Genomic DNA, 18590 nt, shown 5'->3' on the forward strand with positions numbered 1-18590 from the left:
GCCCCGGGTGCGCGCCCACTGCCCGCCGGCGGGATAAATTGCGCCGGAAGAATCGCACCGGGAAGTCTGCGGTCCGGCCAAACCTTGTGCAATACTGCAGGCAACACAGAGTTAACGGGCGACGAAGCCTTGGACAACAACGCTCTTCCGGGGTCTTGTACGGGGTTCAGCCCACCAACCATGTGGTGGAGTAATAGCTAGGTATCCCCGCCCACCCGTCTGCTACCGGCAGGCACGGACCCGTTAGAGACCTGAATGACCCGACAATTAACTGACCGCCCCCGCGCCGCCACCAAAGCCCCACCGGCGGCAGCACCGCGTCCCCGCTGGTCCTCAAGAACGCGCAAGGACTTCTTCGTCTTCCTGGCGCTGGCCTTGCCCAACCTCCTGCTCATCGCGGTATTCACCTATCTCCCGCTCTTCAACAACATTTACTACTCCACCCTGGACTGGACGCTGGGCTCCGCCTCGGCAACGGTGGTGGGCCTGGACAACTACGTCACCTTCTTCACCAGCTCGGACGCCACCAAGGTGCTGGGCACCACGGCAGTGTTCACGCTCATCACCGTGGGCGGCTCCATGGTCCTCGGCCTGTTGGTGGCACTCGCGCTGAATTCCAAGATCCGGGGCACCACTTTTGCCCGCTCAGCAGTGTTCGCCCCGTACGTGCTCAGCGGTGTCGGCGTCGGGCTCGTCTGGTTGTTCATCTTCGATCCCGGCTACGGGGTCCTGGCCTGGTTGCTGCGCGGGCTTGGCCAGCAGAGTCCCCAGTGGATCAACGACCCACAGCTCTCCTTGGTCATGGTCATCATCGTTTACATCTGGAAGAACCTGGGGTACTGCGCCGTCGTCTACCTGGCCGGGCTGCAGTCGCTCCCGCAGGACGTCATGGAGGCCGCGTCGCTCGACGGCGCCAACGGGTTCAGGCGCTTCATCAGCATGGCTCTGCCGCTGCTCTCCCCCACCACGTTCTTCCTGCTCATCACCACCATGCTGAGCTCACTGCAGGCCTTCGACCTCATCCGGATCATGACCCCGCTGGGCAACGGCACCAGCACCCTGATCTACGAAGCCTATTTGCAGGCCTTCGGCGCCTTTAACCGGGCCGGGTATTCGGCTTCCATCTCCGTGGTCCTGTTTGCCATCCTGCTCATCATCACCGTGCTGCAGCTGCGGTTCGTCGAACGGAAGGTGCACTACTCGTGAGCCTGAACTCCCCGGTCAATCCCGACCCCGCCGCCAACGCCGGACCGGCCATCGCCCCCGACGCCGGTGCCGGTGCCGGTGCCGGTGCCGAAATTCCACGGCAACGCCATGGTCCGTTTTCCCGGGCCAACTTGGCCCAGACGATTGTGGGCGGCTATCTTCCCTTGCTCCTCACCACCTTGGTGGTCTTCTTACCCCTGCTGTGGATGGTCCTCAGCTCGTTCAAACAGCCGGGCGAAATCATCACCATGGATTTGAAGCTCCTGCCGGAGAGCGTGAACCTGGAGAACTACAACGTCGCCATGACCACGGTGCCGTTCGCCCAGTTCTTCATGAACAGCCTGATCGTCACCAGCGTGGGCGCCACAGTCAAGGTTTTCCTGGCCATCATGACCGCTTACGCCCTGGTGTTCGTCCGCTTCCCGTACAAGAACGTCATCTTTGTGCTGATTCTCGTGGCCCTGATGGTTCCGCCGCAGGTATCCATCCTGCCCAACTACATCCTGATTGCCGGGATGGGCGGCAAGAACACCCTCTGGGGGATCATTCTCCCGGGCCTTGGCACCGCCTTCGGCACATTCCTGCTGCGCCAGCACTTCCTGACGCTGCCGGCCTCCATCCTGGAATCGGCGGAGATCGACGGCGCCGGACACTGGCGCCGGCTCTGGCAGATCGTCGCTCCGGTATCCGGTCCGTCGATCGCCACAGTGGCCCTGGTCGTCGTCGTGAGTGAATGGAACGATTACATCTGGCCGCTCATTATTACCGACCGCCCCGAAACGATGACCCTTCCGGTAGGCCTGACGCTGCTGCAGAACTCCGAGGGCAACGGCTCCGGCTGGGGCATTCTGATGGCCGGTGCGGTCCTGGTGATCGTGCCCATCCTGTTGGTCTTCGCCGCGCTGCAGCGCTACATCGTGGCAGGCCTGACCCAGGGCAGCGTCACCGGGTGACGCCGCCCCTGAATCTCACCCCCAGCACAGCCAGCTTCACCAACAAGTCAGCATCATCGAGAGGATCCACCATGGCGTTTAACTTGGACCGCAGGCATTTTTTGGGACTGGCCGGTGCCGGGGCAGGCGCAGCAGCGCTCTCTGCCTGCGGAGGCCCGTCCACCTCCGGGAGCGCCGCCGCAACCACGGCCGCGGACATCGACTTCAACGGCGTCAAGCCCGCTGCTTCCTTTGATTTCTGGTCCAACCACCCGGGCAAGTCCCAGGACGTGGAAAAGGCGATCATCGAGAAGTTCCAGGCCAAATTCCCCGAGATCAAGGTAAACCTGGTCACCGCCGGGGCCAACTATGAGGAAATCGCCCAGAAATTCCAGACCTCACAGGCCGCAAAGTCAGGCCTGCCGGGTCTGGTGGTCCTCTCCGACGTCTGGTGGTTCCGGTATTACTCCAACGGCAACATCATCGCTTTGGACAGCCTGGTAAAGCAGCTGGACATTAAGCTCGATGACTTCCAGACGTCCCTTGTCGCCGACTACCAGTACGAGGACAAGCAGTGGGCCCTCCCCTACGGCCGCTCCACGCCGCTGTTCTACTACAACAAGGACCATTTCAAAGCCGCCGGGCTCCCGGACCGCGCCCCCAAGACGTGGCAGGAGTTCGGCGAATGGGCGCCCAAGCTCATGGCCAGTTCAGGAGCCCAGTACGCCTACATCTACCCCGCGTTGGCCGGGTACGCGGGCTGGACGCTGCAGAACAATCTCTGGGGCTGGGGCGGCAGCTGGTCCAATGAGTGGACCATGAACTGCGATTCGGCGGAATCGGTGGCGGCCCTGCAGTGGGCACAGGACTCCATTTTCAAGGACAAGTGGGCCGGTGTGTCCTCCAAGGAAGCCGCCGACGACTTCGCCGCAGGCATCACGTCCTCGACGATCTCCTCGACCGGGTCCCTGCTGGGCGTGCTGAAGTCCGCCAAATTCAACGTGGGGGTCGGGTACTTGCCGGGCGGGCCCAAGAGCGAAAGCCCGGTCTGCCCCACCGGCGGCGCCGGCCTGGGCATTCCCAGCGGCGTCAGCAAGGAAGTGCAGCTCGCGGCGGCGACATTCCTGAAGTTCATGACCGAACCCGAAAACACGGCGGAATTCTCTGCGGCGACCGGCTACATGCCGGTCCGCAAGTCCTCGGATATGACGGCTGTCCTGGCCGCCACCCCGCAGATCAAGACCGCCATGGACCAGCTTGCGGTCACCAGGGTGCAGGACAACGCCCGTGTATTCCTGCCCGGCGCGGACCAGGAGATGGCCAAGTCGGCCGCGGCCATCCTCACCCAGCAAGGCGACGTCAAGGCCACTATGACAGCGCTTAAGTCGACGCTGGAGGGCATCTACACCAAGGACGTCAAGCCCAAGCTCAAGAACTGACGCTGCTCGAACTCCCTTCCGGGACGACGAATCCCTGGCGAGGCTGGTATTCCAGCTTCGCCAGGGATTCCTCGTATCTCAAGCGAAGACCCGTATCCTCTTCTGAGGTTCCCGCCGCAGGGTCCGGGTCCGGGTCAGGGGATCGGGACGGGCACGACGCCGAGGGGCGCCAGCTCTGCGGCTCCCCCGTCGGGCGCGGAGAGCACCCAGATGCCCTTCTCGTGGACAGCCACGGAGTGCTCCCACTGGCAGGACCGTTTGCCGTCCGTGGTGACGACTGTCCAGTCGTCCTCCAGAACGGCCGTATCGATGCTGCCGCGGACCAGCATCGGTTCAATGGCCAGGCACAGGCCCGGGCGGATCTTCGGCCCCCGGTGGTTGGTGCGATAGTTCGGTACGTCCGGGGCCATGTGCATCGCGGAGCCGATGCCGTGGCCCACGTAGTCCTCCAGGATGCCCAGCGATTTGCCGGGCACGGAGGTGACATAGTCATCCACGGCGTTCCCGATGTCGCCCACGAACTTGCCGGCGGCCAGGGCGGCAATCCCGTGCCACATGGCCGCCTCGGTGACGTCGGAGAGCCGCTGGTCTTCCGGGTCGGCGGTTCCGACGATTACGGTGCGGGCGGAGTCCGAGTGCCAGCCATCCAGGATGGCGCCGCCGTCGATGGAGAGGATGTCTCCGTCCTGCAGGACGCGTTCACCCGGGATGCCGTGCACCACCTCCTCGTTGACCGAGGTGCAGATGGTGGCAGGAAAGCCGTGGTAGCCCAGGAAATTGGACGTGGCGCCGGCAGCCTGGAGGACCGCCGCGAACACGGCGTCGAGGTCCTTGGTGGTCTTCCCCGGGACGGCGGCCGCGACCGCGGCATCGAGGGCCCGGCTCAGGACGAGTCCGGCAGCGTGCATGGACCGCATTTGGGCGTTGGTTTTGTATTCGATGCGTGGCTGGCCGAATGCCATCCGCGGTGTCCTTTCACTGGGGCTGTGCCGCCCGGGGAGACGGACGGCTAAATGGCTGAGGCCCCTCCCGGTCGTCCGGGAGGAGCCTCGAGTCCTACGGGCCGATCAGGCCGACTGGGCCTCTTTGATGGCCTGCATGACGCGGTCGGTGACCTCGTCCATGCCGCCAATGCCGTCCACACGGGTCAGGATGCCGCGGTCGGCGTACTTGGCCACCACAGCCTCCGTCTGGCCGTGGTACAGGTCCAGGCGGTGCCGGATGACGGCTTCGTTGTCGTCGGTGCGCCCGGTTTCCTTGGCACGGCCCAGCAGGCGGGTGACGAGTTCCTCATCGTCGGCCGTGAGCTGCAGGACGACGTCGAGCAACTGGCCCCCGTCGGCGAGGATCGAGTCGAGGTAATCAACCTGGGCGGTGGTGCGCGGGTAGCCGTCGAGGAGGAAGCCGTTATCGACGTCGTCCTCACCCAAACGGTCACGGACCATCTTGTTGGTCACACTGTCCGGAACGAAGTCACCCGCGTCCATGTACTTTTTGGCTTCGATGCCGAGCGGCGTCTCACCCTTGACGTTGGCGCGGAAGATGTCGCCCGTGGAGATCGCAATAACGCCGAGGCGCTCTGAAATGCGTTCCGCCTGCGTTCCCTTGCCGGACCCGGGAGGTCCGATAATCAACATTCTCGTCATCGCAAAAGCCCTTCGTAGTGACGCTGCTGTAGCTGCGCATCAATCTGCTTGACGGTCTCCAAACCTACGCCCACCATGATCAGGATCGAGGTGCCACCAAACGGGAAGTTCTGGTTGGCGTTGATCAGGACCAGGGCGACCAGCGGGATCAGTGCCACAAACGCCAGGTAAATGGCGCCGGGAAGCGTGATCCTTGACAGCACGTACTGCAGGTAGTCTGCGGTCGGCTTGCCGGCACGGATACCCGGAATGAAGCCGCCGTACTTCTTCATGTTCTCAGATACTTCTTCAGGGTTGAAAGTGATCGCAACATAGAAGTACGTGAAGAACACAATCATGACGAAGTAGAGCAGCATGTAGATCGGGTGGTCGCCCCGGACCAGGTTGTTGTTGATCCACTCCACCCAGGGCGCGACAGGCTCGCCGGGCTTAGGCTGGTTGAACTGCGAGATCAGACCCGGCAGGTACAGCATCGAGGACGCGAAGATGACGGGTACGACGCCGGCCATGTTCACCTTGATGGGGATGTACGTGCTGGTGCCGCCCACGGTGCGCCGGCCAATCATGCGCTTGGCGTACTGCACCGGGATGCGGCGCTGGGATTGTTCCACGAAGACCACTGCGGCCACGGTCAGCAGGCCGATCACCAGGACCAGGAAGAACGTGCCGGGGCCCTTGGAGGTCCAGATGGCACCGAGCGAGCCGGGGAAGCTGGAAACGATCGAGGTGAAGATGAGCAGCGACATGCCGTTGCCCACGCCCTTCTCGGTCACGAGCTCGCCCATCCACATGATGAGGCCGGTTCCTGCCGTCAGCGTGATGATAATCAGGATGGTCGTGATGATGGATGTATCAGGGATGATCGGGAGCTGGCAGTTCGGCAGCAACTGGCCGGAGCGGGCCAGGGACACCAGCGTCGTGGCGTTCAACAGGCCCAGGGCGATAGTGAGATACCGCGTGTACTGCGTCAGCTTCGACTGGCCCGAGGCACCTTCCTCGTAGAGCATCTGGAACCGGGGAATGACCACCCGGAGCAGCTGGACGATGATGCTGGCCGTGATGTACGGCATGATGCCCAGGGCGAAGACGGACACCTGAAGCAGTGCACCGCCGCTGAACAGGTTGACGAGCTGGTAAATACCGCCCGAGGTCTGACCGTTCTGCAAGCATTGCTGGACATTCTGGTAGCTCACACCAGGCGAGGGGATGAACGCACCCAAGCGGAAGATTGTGATGATTCCCAGCGTGAACAACAACTTGCGTCGCAGATCAGGCGTGCGAAAGGCCCGGCCAAATGCGCTAAGCAAGCGTCCTCCTGAGTAATAAGTAAAGTTGTGTGAGATAGGTCAAATAAACCCAACAACCGAGTCTAACGGGTGGACGCGCCCTGCGAACAATCGCCGGGCCCGGAAAACAGAAAAACTCCCGGTACCCGGGGCCGGAGCCCCGGGTGCCGGGAGTTTACGCAACGGGCAACTGCCCCGCCGCCCCGTTAGAGGGCAGTGGTGGTTCCGCCTGCTGCAGCAATCTTCTCTGCGGCGCTGGCCGAGAATGCGTGGACCGTGACGTCAACCTTGACGGTGATGTCGCCGGTGCCCAGCACCTTGACGGGCTGGTTCTTGCGAACGGCACCCTTCTCGACCAGGTTCTCCACGGTGACAGCGCCACCTTCCGGGAACAGCTCATTGAGCTTGTCCAGGTTTACAACCTGGAACTCAACCCGGAACGGGTTCTTGAAGCCGCGCAGCTTCGGCAGGCGCATGTGCAGCGGCAGCTGGCCGCCGGCAAAGCCAGCCTTGATCTGGTAGCGGGCCTTCGTACCCTTGGTACCGCGACCGGCAGTCTTACCCTTGGAACCTTCACCACGACCAACACGGGTCTTGGCGGTTTTGGCACCCGGGGCGGGACGCAGGTGGTGAACCTTCAGTGCGTTCTGCTTCTCAGCAGCGGCGCCCTGTGCCTTTTCGGCGGTTTTCTTCTCTGCCATTTACTTCGCCTCCTCTACCTTTACCAGGTGCGGAACCGTGTTGAGCATTCCAACGGTCACGGCGTCGGCGGTGCGGACAACGGTGTGCCCGATCCGCTTCAGGCCGAGGGACCGCAGGGTGTCGCGCTGGTTCTGCTTGCCGCCAATGGCGGACTTGATCTGAGTGATCTCCAACTGGGCGTCGGAGATGAGCACGTTCTTAGCCATGACTCAGACACCTGCCTTCTGGTTCAAAAGCGCCTTCACCATTGCCGGCGGAGCGATCTCGTCGAGCGGGAGGCCGCGGCGTGCTGCCACTGCTGCCGGCTCTTCGAGGCGCTTCAGCGCGTCAACAGTCGCGTGCACGATGTTGATGGCGTTGGAAGATCCGAGCGACTTGGAGAGGATGTCGTGGATGCCCACGCACTCCAGTACTGCGCGGACCGGACCACCGGCGATAACACCGGTACCGGCGGAAGCCGGACGCAGCATGACGACGCCTGCGGCGGCCTCACCCTGTACGCGGTGCGGGATGGTGCTGCCAATGCGGGGAACGCGGAAGAAGGACTTTTTGGCTTCCTCGACGCCCTTCGCGATGGCGGCAGGAACTTCCTTAGCCTTGCCGTAGCCAACGCCGACCATGCCGTTGCCGTCACCGACGACGACGAGGGCGGTGAAGCTGAAGCGACGACCACCCTTGACGACCTTGGAAACACGGTTGATGGTTACGACGCGCTCTACGAACTGGCTCTTTTCGGCTTCGCGGCCACCATCGCGGCCACCACGGCCACCACGGTCGCCACGGCCCTGGCCGCGGTCGCCACGCTCGCCACGACGAGCGCCACCACGGGCACTGTCAGTGGTAGCAGGCGCAGCGGTCTCAGTTGCCGGAGCAGCTACAGCTTCAGTCACCTGGTTGTCCTTTTCGTTATTTTCGGTCACAGTGACAGCCCACCTTCACGTGCGCCGTCAGCGACGGCGGCGATCCGGCCGTGGTACTTGTTACCACCGCGGTCGAAGACAACTGCTTCGATACCGGCAGCCTTGGCACGCTCGGCGACGAGCTCGCCAACGCGCTTGGCCTTGGCAGTCTTGTCACCGTCGAATGCACGAAGGTCGGCTTCCAGAGTGGAGGCGCTCGCTACGGTCAGGCCCTTGCTGTCATCGACAACCTGGACGAATACGTGGCGTGCGGAGCGGTTGACGACCAGACGAGGACGTACAGCCGTTCCGGAGATGCGCTTGCGGATACGAAGCTGGCGGCGGCTGCGCTGGGCAGACTTGCTCTTGTTCGTACGCTTCTTGTTAATTGCGATCGCCATGGTTACTTACCAGCCTTTCCGACCTTGCGGCGGATGACTTCGCCTGCGTAACGGATGCCCTTGCCCTTGTAGGGGTCCGGCTTCCGCAGCTTGCGAATGTTGGCAGCAACCTCGCCGACCTGCTGCTTGGAGATGCCTGAAACAGAGAGCTTGGTCGGGGTCTCTACTGCAAAGGTGATGCCGTTCGGTGCCGTGATGTTAACCGGGTGGCTGTAGCCCAGAGCGAACTCCAGGTCAGTACCCCGTGCCTGAACGCGGTAACCGGTACCGACAATTTCAAGCTTCTTCTCGTAGCCTGCGGTGACACCCTGGATCATGTTGGCGATCAGGGTGCGGGTCAGGCCGTGCAGCGAACGTGAGGCGCGCTCGTCGTTCGGGCGGGCGACAGTCAGGGTGCCATCTTCCAGGGAAACCTCGATCGGGCTGGGCACAGTGTGGCTCAGCTCGCCTTTGGAACCCTTGACGCTGACGACAGAGCCGTCAACCTTGACCTCAACGCCGGCAGGAACGGTGATGGGGAGACGTCCAATACGTGACATTATTCTCTTCCTTTCCCGTTACCAGACGTAAGCGAGGACTTCGCCGCCCACGCCCTTCTTGCCGGCCTGCTTGTCAGTCAAGAGGCCGGAAGAGGTGGACAGGATTGCGACACCCAGGCCACCGAGCACGTGCGGCAGGTTGGTGGACTTTGCGTAAACGCGCAGTCCCGGCTTGGAAATACGACGAACGCCAGCGATTGAACGCTCGCGGTTCGGACCGAACTTGAGCTCGAGGGTCAGCTTCTTGCCAACCTCAGCGTCTTCTTCTTTCCAGGAGGCAATGTAACCTTCAGCCTTCAGGATGTCGGCAACGCGTGCCTTGAGCTTGCTGTACGGCATAGACACTGATTCGTGGTATGCCGAGTTTGCATTGCGCAGACGCGTGAGCATGTCTGCGACGGGATCTGTCATTGTCATGGTGGGCTCGTGCCCTTCCTCATAACGGTTTCCGCCGTGCAGGGTCTCCGAACAAAGTTCGGTACCGGCGCGGGCGGACCTTTTACGTAGCTAGATTAATCTTCGGTCTTGAACGGGAAGCCAAGCGCCTTGAGCAGCGCGCGGCCTTCGTCGTCGGTCTTGGCAGTGGTCACGACGGTGATGTCCATGCCGCGGACGCGGTCGATGGAATCCTGGTCGATCTCGTGGAACATAACCTGCTCGGTCAGACCGAAGGTGTAGTTGCCGTTGCCGTCGAACTGCTTGCCGCTGAGGCCCCGGAAGTCACGGATACGCGGCAGAGCCAGCGTGACCAGACGGTCCAGGAATTCCCACATGCGGTCCCCACGCAGAGTTGCGTGTGCACCGATCGGCATGCCTTCGCGCAGCTTGAACTGTGCGATCGACTTGCGGGCCTTGGTTACCTGCGGCTTCTGGCCGGTGATCAGGGTCAGATCGCGGACAGCGCCGTCGATCAGCTTGGAGTCCTTGGCGGCATCTCCAACACCCATGTTCACAACGACCTTCACCAGGCGGGGAACCTGGTTGACGTTCTCGTACTTGAATTCCTCAACGAGCGTGCTCTTGATGGAATCCGCGTACTTGGTCTTCAGACGAGGAACGATCTTGCTTGCCGGAGTCTCGAGAGTCTCAGTCATTAGATGTCCTTCCCTGAGCTCTTGGCCACGCGGACACGCACTTCGCGCTTCACGCCATCGCGCTCAACGGTCTCGGTGCGGAAACCGACGCGGGTGGGCTTCTTGGTGGAGGGGTCAACCAGAGCCACGTTGGAGATGTGGACCGAAGCCTCGACGACTTCAATGCCACCGGTCTTGGTGCCGCGCTGCGACTGACCGACCTTGGTGTGCTTGGTTACGCGGTTGATGCCTTCGACCAGCACGCGGTTGGTCTCGGGAAAGACGCGCAGAACCTTGCCCTGCTTGCCCTTGTCGCCGCCGCGCTCAGCCTTGGCGCCAGTGATGACCTGAACCAGGTCGCCCTTTTTGATTTTCGCCATGGACTAAAGCACCTCCGGAGCCAGAGAAACGATCTTCATGAACTTCTTATCGCGAAGTTCACGACCAACCGGTCCGAAGATGCGGGTACCGCGGGGGTCACCGTCAGCTTTCAGGATCACAGCTGCGTTCTCGTCAAACTTGATGTAGGAACCATCCGCACGGCGGCGTTCCTTCTTGGTACGGACGATGACAGCCTTGACGACGTCGCCCTTCTTTACGTTGCCGCCCGGAATTGCGTCCTTGACGGTAGCGACGATTACGTCGCCAATGCCTGCGTAGCGACGGCCAGATCCACCGAGAACGCGAATGGTAAGGATTTCCTTAGCACCCGTGTTGTCGGCGACCTTGAGTCGCGACTCCTGCTGAATCACTATTTACTCCTTGCGTCGCGCGGGTTCTCAGACCGAAAGTCTTCCTACGGAATGAGCCTTGCGGAACGGTTGATCGGGGTGTCTCTTGACCTGCCTGGATTTTGCCAGACCAGGCCTAAACGCCCGTGCCAAAAACATTTGCTTCCCAGACGGATTCCGACGGATCGGGGCGCAAGGGGGCACTATGCCGTGGCACGCTTGTTTACGAGGTTAATGACGGCGCACAGAGGGCGCCATACAAACTCAAATCTTACCATGTATCGGCCGCCAGTCAGAATCGGCCAGCACCGCAGACGACGGCGTTCTGCACGGCAAGCTTTCGTCCCGCCGGCCGCCGCGCTCCCCCGCAAACCCGGCCCGCCGGCGTCGTCCGCCCGCCCGAAAGTTGCCGGGCGCGACGTGCCCTTCGAGACCGGCCCGCGCAAGCACAGGAAAACCCCCGTTCCCAAAGGGAACGGGGGTTTCGTGGCAGCGGGGCTGCAGATGTTACTTGGCCTTCTCGAGGATCTCCACCAGACGCCACCGCTTGGTGGCGGAGAGCGGGCGGGTCTCGGCGAGGAGAACGAGGTCGCCGATGCCGGCGCTGTTCTCTTCGTCGTGAGCCTTGATCTTCGTGTTGCGGCGAAGCACCTTGCCGTAGAGGGCGTGCTTTACGCGGTCCTCGACCTGGACAGTGATGGTCTTTTCCATCTTGTCCGAGACGACATAGCCGCGCTTCGTCTTACGGTAACCGCGCTCGTCAGCCTTGGCTGCAGCGGAAACAGTTTCCGTCACGTTCTCGTCCTTTTCACTCACTTGGCATCCTCCTCGGTCTCAACCTTTTCAGCCTTGTCGGCCTTCTTGGTTGCAGCCTTCTTGGACTTCTTCTCTTCCTTGGCTTCCACAACCGGTGCGGCAACCTCGGCACGAATGCCCAGCTCGCGCTCACGCAGAACGGTGTAGATGCGGGCGATGTCCTTCTTTACCGCGCGCAGCCGGCCGTGGTTCTCCAGCTGGCCGGTGGCGGACTGGAAACGCAGGTTGAACAGCTCTTCCTTGGCCTTACGGAGTTCCTCAACGAGTCGCTCGTTGTCGAAACCGTCCAGCTGTGCGGATGCAAGTTCCTTGGATCCTACTGACATTTCTATTCACCACCTTCGCGACGCAGAATGCGTGCTTTCAACGGGAGCTTGTGGATCGCCAGGCGCAGTGCCTCGCGAGCGACAGATTCCTCGACACCGGAGATCTCGAAGAGAACCCGGCCCGGCTTGACGTTTGAAACCCACCATTCCGGAGAACCCTTACCGGAACCCATGCGGGTTTCGGCCGGCTTCTTCGTCAGCGGACGGTCCGGGTAGATGTTGATCCAGACCTTGCCGCCACGCTTGATGTGGCGGGTCATCGCGATACGGGCAGACTCGATCTGACGGTTGGTGACGTATGCCGGGCTCAGAGCCTGGATACCCCACTCACCGAAGGAGACCTTGGTGCCGCCCGTAGCAGCGCCGGAACGACCCGGGTGGTGCTGCTTACGGTGCTTGACTCGACGTGGGATAAGCATTTAAGCCTGTCCTCCTTCTGCAGCAGCAGGTGCTGCCTCAGTTGCCGGAGCTTCAGCAGCAACAGGTGCAGCCTCGGCCGGGCGGTCGTTACGACGACGGCGGTCACCACGGTCAGCGCCACCCGGGCGGCCCGGGCGGTCGCTGGCACCACGGCCGCGGGACGGAGCAGCAGCTGCCTGCTGAGCCAGTTCCTTGGCGGTGACGTCACCCTTGTAGATCCAGACCTTCACGCCGATGCGGCCGAAGGTGGTCTTGGCTTCGTAGAAGCCGTAGTCGATGTTCGCACGGAGGGTGTGCAGGGGCACACGGCCTTCGCGGTAGAACTCCGAGCGGGACATTTCTGCGCCGCCCAGTCGACCCGAGCAAGCGATGCGGATGCCCTTGGCACCTGCACGCTGTGCGGACTGCATGGCCTTCTTCATCGCGCGGCGGAAAGCCACGCGGGAAGTCAGCTGCTCAGCAACACCCTGGGCAACAAGCTGAGCTTCCATCTCGGGGTTCTTGACCTCGAGGATGTTCAGCTGAACCTGCTTGCCCGTGAGCTTTTCGAGCTCGCCGCGGATGCGGTCTGCTTCTGCGCCGCGGCGGCCGATGACGATGCCCGGACGTGCGGTGTGGATATCCACTCGGACACGGTCGCGGGTGCGCTCGATTTCAACCTTGGCGATACCGGCGCGCTCCATGCCCGTGGACATGAGCTGGCGGATGCGGATGTCTTCGCGAACGAAGTCCTTGTACCGCTGGCCGGCCTTCGTGCTGTCAGCAAACCAGTGCGATACGTGATCGGTGGTGATGCCGAGTCGGAACCCGTGCGGGTTAACTTTCTGTCCCACTTAGCGAGCCTCCTCTTTCTCCGGGGTAGCGACTACCACGGTGATGTGGCTCGTGCGCTTCTTGATTTGAAATGCACGACCCTGGGCTCGCGGCTGGAACCGCTTCATGGTCGGGCCTTCATCAACAAACGCTTCGCTGATGATGAGGTCACCTTCGTCAAACGCCACGCCGTCGCGGTCCGCGAGGACCCGGGCGTTGGAGATTGCCGACTGAACTACCTTGAATACCGGCTCTGAAGCTGCCTGCGGGGCAAACTTCAGAATTGCCAGAGCCTCATTCGCTTGCTTACCACGAACAAGGTTGACGACGCGCCGGGCCTTCATAGGCGTTACGCGGATGTGACGCGCAATTGCCTTGGCTTCCATTGCTTTCCTTCTCTCGTCTTTGACGTAAGTGCAGGCGCCTAGCGGCGCTTGCCCTTACGGTCGTCCTTGACATGGCCGCGGAATGTCCGCGTGGGAGCGAATTCGCCGAGCTTGTGCCCGACCATCGACTCAGTGACAAACACCGGAATGTGCTTGCGTCCGTCGTGTACGGCGATCGTGTGGCCGAGCATGTCGGGGACGATCATCGAACGGCGGGACCAGGTCTTGATGACGTTCTTGGTGCCCTTTTCGTTTTCCCTGGCTACCTTTACAAAGAGGTGCTGGTCAACGAAAGGACCTTTTTTCAGGCTGCGTGGCATGTGTCCAGGCTCCTATCGCTTGTTCTTGCCAGTACGACGGCGACGAACAATAAGCTTGTCGCTCTCTTTGTTGGGACGGCGGGTGCGGCCTTCGCGCTTACCGTTCGGGTTGACGGGGTGACGTCCACCGGACGTCTTACCCTCGCCACCACCGTGGGGGTGGTCAACCGGGTTCATGGCGACACCGCGGACGGTCGGGCGAACGCCCTTCCAGCGCATACGGCCGGCCTTACCCCAGTTGATGTTCGACTGCTCGGCGTTGCCGACCTCGCCGACGGTTGCGCGGCAGCGCACGTCAACGTTGCGGATTTCGCCGGAAGGCAGCCGCAGCTGGGCGAAGCGGCCTTCCTTTGCCACGAGCTGGATCGATGCGCCGGCGGAGCGGCCCATCTTGGCGCCGCCACCCGGACGCAGTTCAACTGCGTGGATTACGGTACCGACCGGGATGTTACGCAGCGGAAGGTTGTTGCCGGGCTTGATGTCAGCCTCGGCACCTGCCTCTACGGTGTCACCCTGGGACAGCTTGTTCGGGGCGATGATGTAACGCTTGGTGCCATCAACGTAGTGGAGGAGAGCGATGCGAGCCGTGCGGTTCGGATCGTACTCGATTTCGGCAACGCGGGCGTTGACGCCGTCTTTGTCGTGGCGACGGAAGTCGATCAGACGGTACTGGCGCTTGTGGCCACCACCCTTGTGACGGGTCGTGATCTTACCGGTGTTGTTACGGCCGCCCTTTTTCGGGAGGGGACGTACCAACGACTTTTCCGGCGTCGACCGCGTGATTTCAGTGAAGTCCGCTACGCTCGAGCCGCGACGGCCCGGGGTAGTCGGCTTGTATTTACGGATTCCCATAATTTATTTCCTCGTTAAAGTGGTCTCCGCTACGAGAGCGGACCGCCGAAGATGTCGATTGTGCCTTCTTTGAGGCTCACAATTGCACGCTTGGTGTTCTTGCGGGTACCCCATCCGAATTTGGTCCGCTTGCGCTTACCGGCACGGTTGATGGTGTTGATCGAATCGACCTTGACCTTGAAGATTTTCTCCACGGCCAGCTTGATCTCGGTCTTGTTCGAGCGGGGGTCCACCAGGAAGGTGTACTTACCCTCATCGATCAAGCCGTAGCTCTTTTCCGAAACGACGGGTGCAAGCACGACGTCGCGCGGGTCCTTTAGGGTGGCTGCACTCACTTGGCATCCTCCTCGTTCTTTGCCACTGCCTTGGAAGCAACGAATGCTTCATAAGCAGCCTTGGTGAAGACAACGTCATCGGAAACGAGAACGTCGTAGGTATTCAGCTGGTCTGCGTACAGAACGTGAACATCCGTGAGGTTGCGCACGGAGAGTGCGGCAACATCGTTGGCGCGCTCGATGACAACGAGCAGGTTCTTGCGCTCGGAGACACCTCGCAGAGTTGCCTGTGCAGCGCTGGAGGACGGCTTGGTGCCGGGAACCAGTTCAGCAACGACGTGGATGCGGCCGTTACGGGCGCGGTCCGAGAGAGCGCCGCGCAGTGCAGCAGCAATCATCTTCTTGGGGGTGCGCTGGCTGTAGTCACGCGGCGTGGGGCCGTGGACAACGCCACCACCGGTCATGTGAGGAGCACGGATTGAACCCTGACGGGCGCGGCCGGTGCCCTTCTGCTTGAACGGCTTGCGACCTGCACCGGAAACCTCGGCGCGGGTCTTGGTCTTGTGGGTACCCTGGCGAGCAGCAGCGAGCTGGGCAACGACGACCTGGTGCAACAGCGGCACGTTGGTCTGTACGTCGAAGATCTCTGCGGGCAGGTCAACCTTGACAGTGCTAGTCATTGAACTAGGCTCCCTTCACGGCGGTGCGTACGAGTACGACCTGGCCGCGGGCGCCGGGAACGGCACCCTTGATCAGGAGCAGCGACTTCTCGACGTCAACCGCGTGGACCGTGAGGTTCAGCGTGGTGTGACGAACGGCGCCCATGCGGCCGGCCATTTTCATGCCCTTGAAGACGCGGCTCGGGGTGGATGCGCCACCGATGGAACCGGGCTTACGGTGGTTCTTGTGTGCACCGTGGGAAGCTCCAACGCCGTGGAAGCCGTGACGCTTCATAACACCGGCGAAGCCCTTACCCTTGGTGGTGCCAACGACGTCGATCTTCTGGCCGGCTTCGAAGAGCTCTACAGAGAGCTCCTGGCCCAGCTCGTAAGAGTCAGCATCTGCGGTGCGCAGTTCCACGACGTGGCGGCGAGGCGTGACGCCTGCCTTGTCAAAGTGACCAGCCAGCGGCTTGGTGACCTTGCGGGGATCGATCTGGCCGTAGCCGATCTGAACGGCGACATAGCCATCAGTGTCTGCATTGCGCAGCTGCGTGATGACGTTTGAGTCAGCCTGGACCACAGTGACGGGGATGAGCTTGTTGTTCTCGTCCCAGACCTGGGTCATGCCGAGCTTCGTGCCCAGCAGGCCCTTTACGTTACGGGTTGCGGTCATAGTCTCTCAGCACCTCCCTACAGCTTGATTTCGATGTTCACGTCGGCCGGCAGGTCGAGACGCATGAGCGAATCAACAGCCTTGGGCGTGGGATCGATGATGTCGATAAGACGCTTGTGCGTGCGCATTTCAAAGTGCTCGCGGCTGTCCTTGTACTTGTGCGGAGAGCGGATGACGCAGTAGATGTTCTTCTCCGTCGGCAGCGGCACAGGGCCAACTACCGTGGCGCCTGCGCGCGTGACCGTCTCAACGATCTTCCGGGCTGAAACGTCAATGACCTCGTGGTCATATGACTTCAGCCGGATGCGGATTTTTTGTCCCGCCATGTCGCCTGACTCTCTTTCAGTTAGTGCTGCTCCGGTTAGGGCTGCTCTGTTCACTTGCCTGTTGCATGTGGCTGCCGAAGCAATCAAAGTCGTAACTACCACCCGCCGCACAAGCTGAATCCGGAAGAATCCGGGTTCCTCAACCTGCCGGCGTAACCGACCCCCGCGGTCGGGCGTGTCGCGCTTTTCACGCGTACTCATCCGCAGTTCCATGGGGTGTGGGTTATGTTTGGTCTCCCACTTGGACCCTGACACCCGGCATTATCCGGATCGGGACGCGAAGGAGCGCTTGAACAACTCATCTAGTATGCCGGATTTACCGGGCATAAGCGAATCGACGCCGCGCACGGCGGGGGTGGAACCGGGGCGGATGCCGTGTCATTGCCTTAGCCCGGCACCGTAGGGATGATAGGGGGATGACTGTCCAGGATTCCGTCGCAGTCCAGGCCCTCGCCGCGCGCCTGAGCCCGGGTTTCCAACTGGGGGTGGCCTCGGCGGCCTTCCAGATCGAGGGATCCCTTGCTTCTGGCGGCCGCGGCCCTTCCGGCTGGGACGCGTTCGTCCAGAAACCCGGCAGTATCCAGGACGGCCACTCCCCCGCCGTAGCCTGCGACCACTACAACCGCGCCCCGGAGGACGTGGAGTTGATGCGCACGCTCGGCATCGACTCCTACCGCTTCTCCATCTCCTGGCCGCGGATCCAGCCGGAGGGCACGGGAGCGTTCAACAGCGAAGGTCTCGACTTCTACGACCGGCTCATCGACCAATTGCTCGAGGCCGGCATTTCGCCGATGGCCACCCTGTATCACTGGGACACCCCGCTGCCCCTGGAACACCGCGGAGGATGGCTGAACCGCACCACCGCCGAACGGTTCGCAGAGTACAGTGCGGCAGCCGGCCGGCGCTTCGGGGACCGCGTGGCCCAGTGGGTGACGCTCAACGAGCCAGTATCTGTCACCCTCAACGGTTACGCCCTGGGCGTCCACGCCCCGGGCCACGACCTGCTCTTCGACGCCCTTCCGGCGGTCCACCACCAACTCCTGGGACATGGCCTGGCGGTGCAGGCACTGCGTGCCGAGGGGGTTACGGGCGCGGTAGGCGTCACCAACCTGCATTCACCGGTGCGGCCTGCGGGCCGGTCAGTGACCGACCGGATGCTGGCCGACATCTTCGACCTGGTACTGAACCGGGTCTACGCGGATCCGATCCTCCTGGGCCGCTATCCGAAGGTCCCGTTGCTCGCCAAGCCCTGGTTCCGGTCACTGGGAAGAATTTCCGACGCAGACCTCCGCACTATCCACCAGCCCCTCGATTTCTACGGATTGAACTATTACTACCCCGTAAAGGTGGCGACAGGGCGCGGGCGCGGCGAGAGCCCGGCAGGCACCGCGGACGCCATGTTGAAGATGCCGTTCCATCTGGTGGAGTTCCCGGAGTATCCCACCACCGGATTCGGCTGGCCGGTGGCGCCGGACCATCTCGGTCTGTTGCTCAGGGAGCTGAAAGACAGGTACGGGGCGTCATTGCCCCCGCTTTACATCACCGAAAGCGGGGCCAGCTTTCCCGAACCGGACCACGTTTCCGGACCCCTCGCGGATACGGACCGGATCAGCTACATCGCATCCCACCTGGGGCATGCCCTGGACGCTACGGCGCCCGGCGGCATTGCCGAGGACGTGGAGTTGCTCGGCTATTACGTCTGGACCCTGATGGACAACTTCGAATGGGCGGCCGGCTATTCTCAGCGTTTCGGGCTGGTCCACGTGGACTTCGACACGCAGGAACGCACGCCGAAGGATTCGTATTACTGGTACCAGGCGCTCAGCAGGGCCCGCAAAACGTAGCCCACGGGCGTCCGGCGGCCGCT

General features: G+C 62.1%; 27 protein-coding genes. 4 read left to right on the forward strand and 23 right to left on the reverse strand.

What is annotated here, in order from left to right; all coding sequences use genetic code 11:
• Positions 1 to 255: 255 nt before the first annotated feature.
• The 3 genes from VUN84_13805 to VUN84_13815 all read left to right on the forward strand — a co-directional run bounded on the left by VUN84_13805 (position 256) and on the right by VUN84_13815 (position 3577).
• Positions 256 to 1206, forward strand: coding sequence for a sugar ABC transporter permease (locus tag VUN84_13805; protein ID XAS63364.1), 951 nt, complete (start codon positions 256 to 258; stop codon positions 1204 to 1206).
• Between the two features lie 92 nt (positions 1207 to 1298).
• Entirely contained in the window at positions 1299 to 2159 is an 861-nt protein-coding gene (locus tag VUN84_13810) for a carbohydrate ABC transporter permease (GenBank protein ID XAS65865.1), read from the forward strand.
• 71 nt (positions 2160 to 2230) lie between these two features.
• Positions 2231 to 3577: an ABC transporter substrate-binding protein gene (locus tag VUN84_13815; GenBank protein ID XAS63365.1), complete on the forward strand. Its 1347-nt coding sequence runs from the start codon at positions 2231 to 2233 to the stop codon at positions 3575 to 3577.
• A gap of 134 nt (positions 3578 to 3711) precedes the next feature.
• Here the strand turns inward: VUN84_13815 and map are convergent, their stop codons facing one another.
• The 23 genes from map to rpsJ form a co-directional block, all read right to left on the reverse strand.
• The gene (gene map / locus VUN84_13820) at positions 3712 to 4539 is read right to left on the reverse strand and encodes a type I methionyl aminopeptidase (protein ID XAS63366.1); all 828 of its coding nucleotides are present in this window, start codon (positions 4537 to 4539) and stop codon (positions 3712 to 3714) included.
• 105 nt (positions 4540 to 4644) lie between these two features.
• The gene (locus tag VUN84_13825) at positions 4645 to 5214 is read right to left on the reverse strand and encodes an adenylate kinase (protein ID XAS65866.1); all 570 of its coding nucleotides are present in this window, start codon (positions 5212 to 5214) and stop codon (positions 4645 to 4647) included.
• Positions 5215 to 5219: 5 nt separating this feature from the next.
• Positions 5220 to 6530, reverse strand: coding sequence for a preprotein translocase subunit SecY (gene secY, locus VUN84_13830; protein XAS63367.1), 1311 nt, complete (start codon positions 6528 to 6530; stop codon positions 5220 to 5222).
• A 185-nt stretch (positions 6531 to 6715) separates the two neighbouring features.
• Positions 6716 to 7210 (reverse strand): 50S ribosomal protein L15, encoded by a 495-nt coding sequence (rplO, locus tag VUN84_13835; GenBank protein XAS63368.1) that lies wholly within the window; start codon positions 7208 to 7210, stop codon positions 6716 to 6718.
• Positions 7211 to 7417 (reverse strand): 50S ribosomal protein L30, encoded by a 207-nt coding sequence (gene rpmD, locus VUN84_13840; GenBank protein ID XAS63369.1) that lies wholly within the window; start codon positions 7415 to 7417, stop codon positions 7211 to 7213.
• A gap of 3 nt (positions 7418 to 7420) precedes the next feature.
• Complete coding sequence (gene rpsE / locus VUN84_13845) at positions 7421 to 8101, reverse strand: 30S ribosomal protein S5 (protein XAS63370.1); 681 nt, start codon at positions 8099 to 8101, stop codon at positions 7421 to 7423.
• Positions 8102 to 8127: 26 nt separating this feature from the next.
• Positions 8128 to 8511, reverse strand: coding sequence for a 50S ribosomal protein L18 (rplR, locus tag VUN84_13850; protein ID XAS63371.1), 384 nt, complete (start codon positions 8509 to 8511; stop codon positions 8128 to 8130).
• 2 nt (positions 8512 to 8513) lie between these two features.
• Positions 8514 to 9050 (reverse strand): 50S ribosomal protein L6, encoded by a 537-nt coding sequence (gene rplF, locus VUN84_13855; protein XAS63372.1) that lies wholly within the window; start codon positions 9048 to 9050, stop codon positions 8514 to 8516.
• An 18-nt stretch (positions 9051 to 9068) separates the two neighbouring features.
• A complete protein-coding gene (gene rpsH / locus VUN84_13860) occupies positions 9069 to 9467 on the reverse strand; it encodes a 30S ribosomal protein S8 (protein ID XAS63373.1) in 399 nt (132 codons plus the stop codon).
• A 95-nt stretch (positions 9468 to 9562) separates the two neighbouring features.
• Entirely contained in the window at positions 9563 to 10144 is a 582-nt protein-coding gene (gene rplE, locus VUN84_13865; protein ID XAS63374.1) for a 50S ribosomal protein L5, read from the reverse strand.
• On the reverse strand, positions 10144 to 10503 hold the full coding sequence (rplX, locus tag VUN84_13870; GenBank protein XAS63375.1) for a 50S ribosomal protein L24: 360 nt from the start codon (positions 10501 to 10503) through the stop codon (positions 10144 to 10146). Before rplX ends, rplE begins: the two co-directional genes overlap by 1 nt.
• Before the next feature lie 3 nt (positions 10504 to 10506).
• Positions 10507 to 10875 carry a 50S ribosomal protein L14 gene (gene rplN / locus VUN84_13875; GenBank protein XAS63376.1) on the reverse strand — a complete coding sequence of 123 codons (369 nt, stop codon included), beginning with the start codon at positions 10873 to 10875 and terminating at the stop codon, positions 10507 to 10509.
• Positions 10876 to 11361: 486 nt separating this feature from the next.
• Positions 11362 to 11670, reverse strand: a complete 309-nt coding sequence (gene rpsQ, locus VUN84_13880) for a 30S ribosomal protein S17 (protein ID XAS63377.1) — start codon at positions 11668 to 11670, stop codon at positions 11362 to 11364.
• A complete protein-coding gene (rpmC, locus tag VUN84_13885) occupies positions 11667 to 11996 on the reverse strand; it encodes a 50S ribosomal protein L29 (protein XAS63378.1) in 330 nt (109 codons plus the stop codon). The genes rpsQ and rpmC overlap by 4 nt, the downstream gene beginning before the upstream one ends.
• A 2-nt stretch (positions 11997 to 11998) precedes the next feature.
• Positions 11999 to 12415, reverse strand: coding sequence for a 50S ribosomal protein L16 (gene rplP / locus VUN84_13890; protein XAS63379.1), 417 nt, complete (start codon positions 12413 to 12415; stop codon positions 11999 to 12001).
• Complete coding sequence (gene rpsC, locus VUN84_13895; GenBank protein XAS63380.1) at positions 12416 to 13249, reverse strand: 30S ribosomal protein S3; 834 nt, start codon at positions 13247 to 13249, stop codon at positions 12416 to 12418.
• Entirely contained in the window at positions 13250 to 13615 is a 366-nt protein-coding gene (gene rplV, locus VUN84_13900; protein XAS63381.1) for a 50S ribosomal protein L22, read from the reverse strand.
• A 38-nt stretch (positions 13616 to 13653) separates the two neighbouring features.
• Positions 13654 to 13935: a 30S ribosomal protein S19 gene (rpsS, locus tag VUN84_13905; GenBank protein ID XAS63382.1), complete on the reverse strand. Its 282-nt coding sequence runs from the start codon at positions 13933 to 13935 to the stop codon at positions 13654 to 13656.
• Positions 13936 to 13947: 12 nt separating this feature from the next.
• Positions 13948 to 14787 (reverse strand): 50S ribosomal protein L2, encoded by an 840-nt coding sequence (rplB, locus tag VUN84_13910; protein ID XAS63383.1) that lies wholly within the window; start codon positions 14785 to 14787, stop codon positions 13948 to 13950.
• A 29-nt stretch (positions 14788 to 14816) separates the two neighbouring features.
• Positions 14817 to 15122: a 50S ribosomal protein L23 gene (gene rplW / locus VUN84_13915; protein ID XAS63384.1), complete on the reverse strand. Its 306-nt coding sequence runs from the start codon at positions 15120 to 15122 to the stop codon at positions 14817 to 14819.
• Positions 15119 to 15742: a 50S ribosomal protein L4 gene (gene rplD, locus VUN84_13920; protein ID XAS63385.1), complete on the reverse strand. Its 624-nt coding sequence runs from the start codon at positions 15740 to 15742 to the stop codon at positions 15119 to 15121. The genes rplW and rplD overlap by 4 nt, the downstream gene beginning before the upstream one ends.
• Before the next feature lie 4 nt (positions 15743 to 15746).
• Positions 15747 to 16397 (reverse strand): 50S ribosomal protein L3, encoded by a 651-nt coding sequence (gene rplC / locus VUN84_13925; GenBank protein XAS63386.1) that lies wholly within the window; start codon positions 16395 to 16397, stop codon positions 15747 to 15749.
• 17 nt (positions 16398 to 16414) lie between these two features.
• A complete protein-coding gene (rpsJ, locus tag VUN84_13930) occupies positions 16415 to 16723 on the reverse strand; it encodes a 30S ribosomal protein S10 (protein XAS63387.1) in 309 nt (102 codons plus the stop codon).
• 416 nt (positions 16724 to 17139) lie between these two features.
• Between rpsJ and VUN84_13935 the strand changes: the two genes are divergently transcribed.
• Entirely contained in the window at positions 17140 to 18567 is a 1428-nt protein-coding gene (locus VUN84_13935) for a GH1 family beta-glucosidase (protein XAS63388.1), read from the forward strand.
• Positions 18568 to 18590 lie beyond the last annotated feature (23 nt).

The organism is Micrococcaceae bacterium Sec5.8 (assembly GCA_039636775.1).
Taxonomy (GTDB): domain Bacteria; phylum Actinomycetota; class Actinomycetes; order Actinomycetales; family Micrococcaceae; genus Arthrobacter.

Excerpts from the sequence above, each read along its gene's own strand:
- rplV (XAS63381.1), bottom strand. The coding sequence starts at position 13,615 with ATGGAAGCCAAGGCAATTGCGCGTCACATCCGCGTAACGCCTATGAAG.
- rpsS (XAS63382.1), bottom strand. The coding sequence starts at position 13,935 with ATGCCACGCAGCCTGAAAAAAGGTCCTTTCGTTGACCAGCACCTCTTT.
- rplO (XAS63368.1), bottom strand. The coding sequence starts at position 7,210 with ATGGCAGAGAAGAAAACCGCCGAAAAGGCACAGGGCGCCGCTGCTGAG.
- rplX (XAS63375.1), bottom strand. The coding sequence starts at position 10,503 with ATGGCGAAAATCAAAAAGGGCGACCTGGTTCAGGTCATCACTGGCGCC.
- rpmC (XAS63378.1), bottom strand. The coding sequence starts at position 11,996 with ATGTCAGTAGGATCCAAGGAACTTGCATCCGCACAGCTGGACGGTTTC.
- VUN84_13825 (XAS65866.1), bottom strand. The coding sequence starts at position 5,214 with ATGTTGATTATCGGACCTCCCGGGTCCGGCAAGGGAACGCAGGCGGAA.
- VUN84_13935 (XAS63388.1), top strand. The coding sequence starts at position 17,140 with ATGACTGTCCAGGATTCCGTCGCAGTCCAGGCCCTCGCCGCGCGCCTG.
- rplD (XAS63385.1), bottom strand. The coding sequence starts at position 15,742 with ATGACTAGCACTGTCAAGGTTGACCTGCCCGCAGAGATCTTCGACGTA.
- rplF (XAS63372.1), bottom strand. The coding sequence starts at position 9,050 with ATGTCACGTATTGGACGTCTCCCCATCACCGTTCCTGCCGGCGTTGAG.
- rpsJ (XAS63387.1), bottom strand. The coding sequence starts at position 16,723 with ATGGCGGGACAAAAAATCCGCATCCGGCTGAAGTCATATGACCACGAG.
- rpsH (XAS63373.1), bottom strand. The coding sequence starts at position 9,467 with ATGACAATGACAGATCCCGTCGCAGACATGCTCACGCGTCTGCGCAAT.
- rplP (XAS63379.1), bottom strand. The coding sequence starts at position 12,415 with ATGCTTATCCCACGTCGAGTCAAGCACCGTAAGCAGCACCACCCGGGT.
- rplR (XAS63371.1), bottom strand. The coding sequence starts at position 8,511 with ATGGCGATCGCAATTAACAAGAAGCGTACGAACAAGAGCAAGTCTGCC.
- VUN84_13815 (XAS63365.1), top strand. The coding sequence starts at position 2,231 with ATGGCGTTTAACTTGGACCGCAGGCATTTTTTGGGACTGGCCGGTGCC.
- map (XAS63366.1), bottom strand. The coding sequence starts at position 4,539 with ATGGCATTCGGCCAGCCACGCATCGAATACAAAACCAACGCCCAAATG.
- rplB (XAS63383.1), bottom strand. The coding sequence starts at position 14,787 with ATGGGAATCCGTAAATACAAGCCGACTACCCCGGGCCGTCGCGGCTCG.
- rplC (XAS63386.1), bottom strand. The coding sequence starts at position 16,397 with ATGACCGCAACCCGTAACGTAAAGGGCCTGCTGGGCACGAAGCTCGGC.
- rplE (XAS63374.1), bottom strand. The coding sequence starts at position 10,144 with ATGACTGAGACTCTCGAGACTCCGGCAAGCAAGATCGTTCCTCGTCTG.
- VUN84_13805 (XAS63364.1), top strand. The coding sequence starts at position 256 with ATGACCCGACAATTAACTGACCGCCCCCGCGCCGCCACCAAAGCCCCA.
- rpmD (XAS63369.1), bottom strand. The coding sequence starts at position 7,417 with ATGGCTAAGAACGTGCTCATCTCCGACGCCCAGTTGGAGATCACTCAG.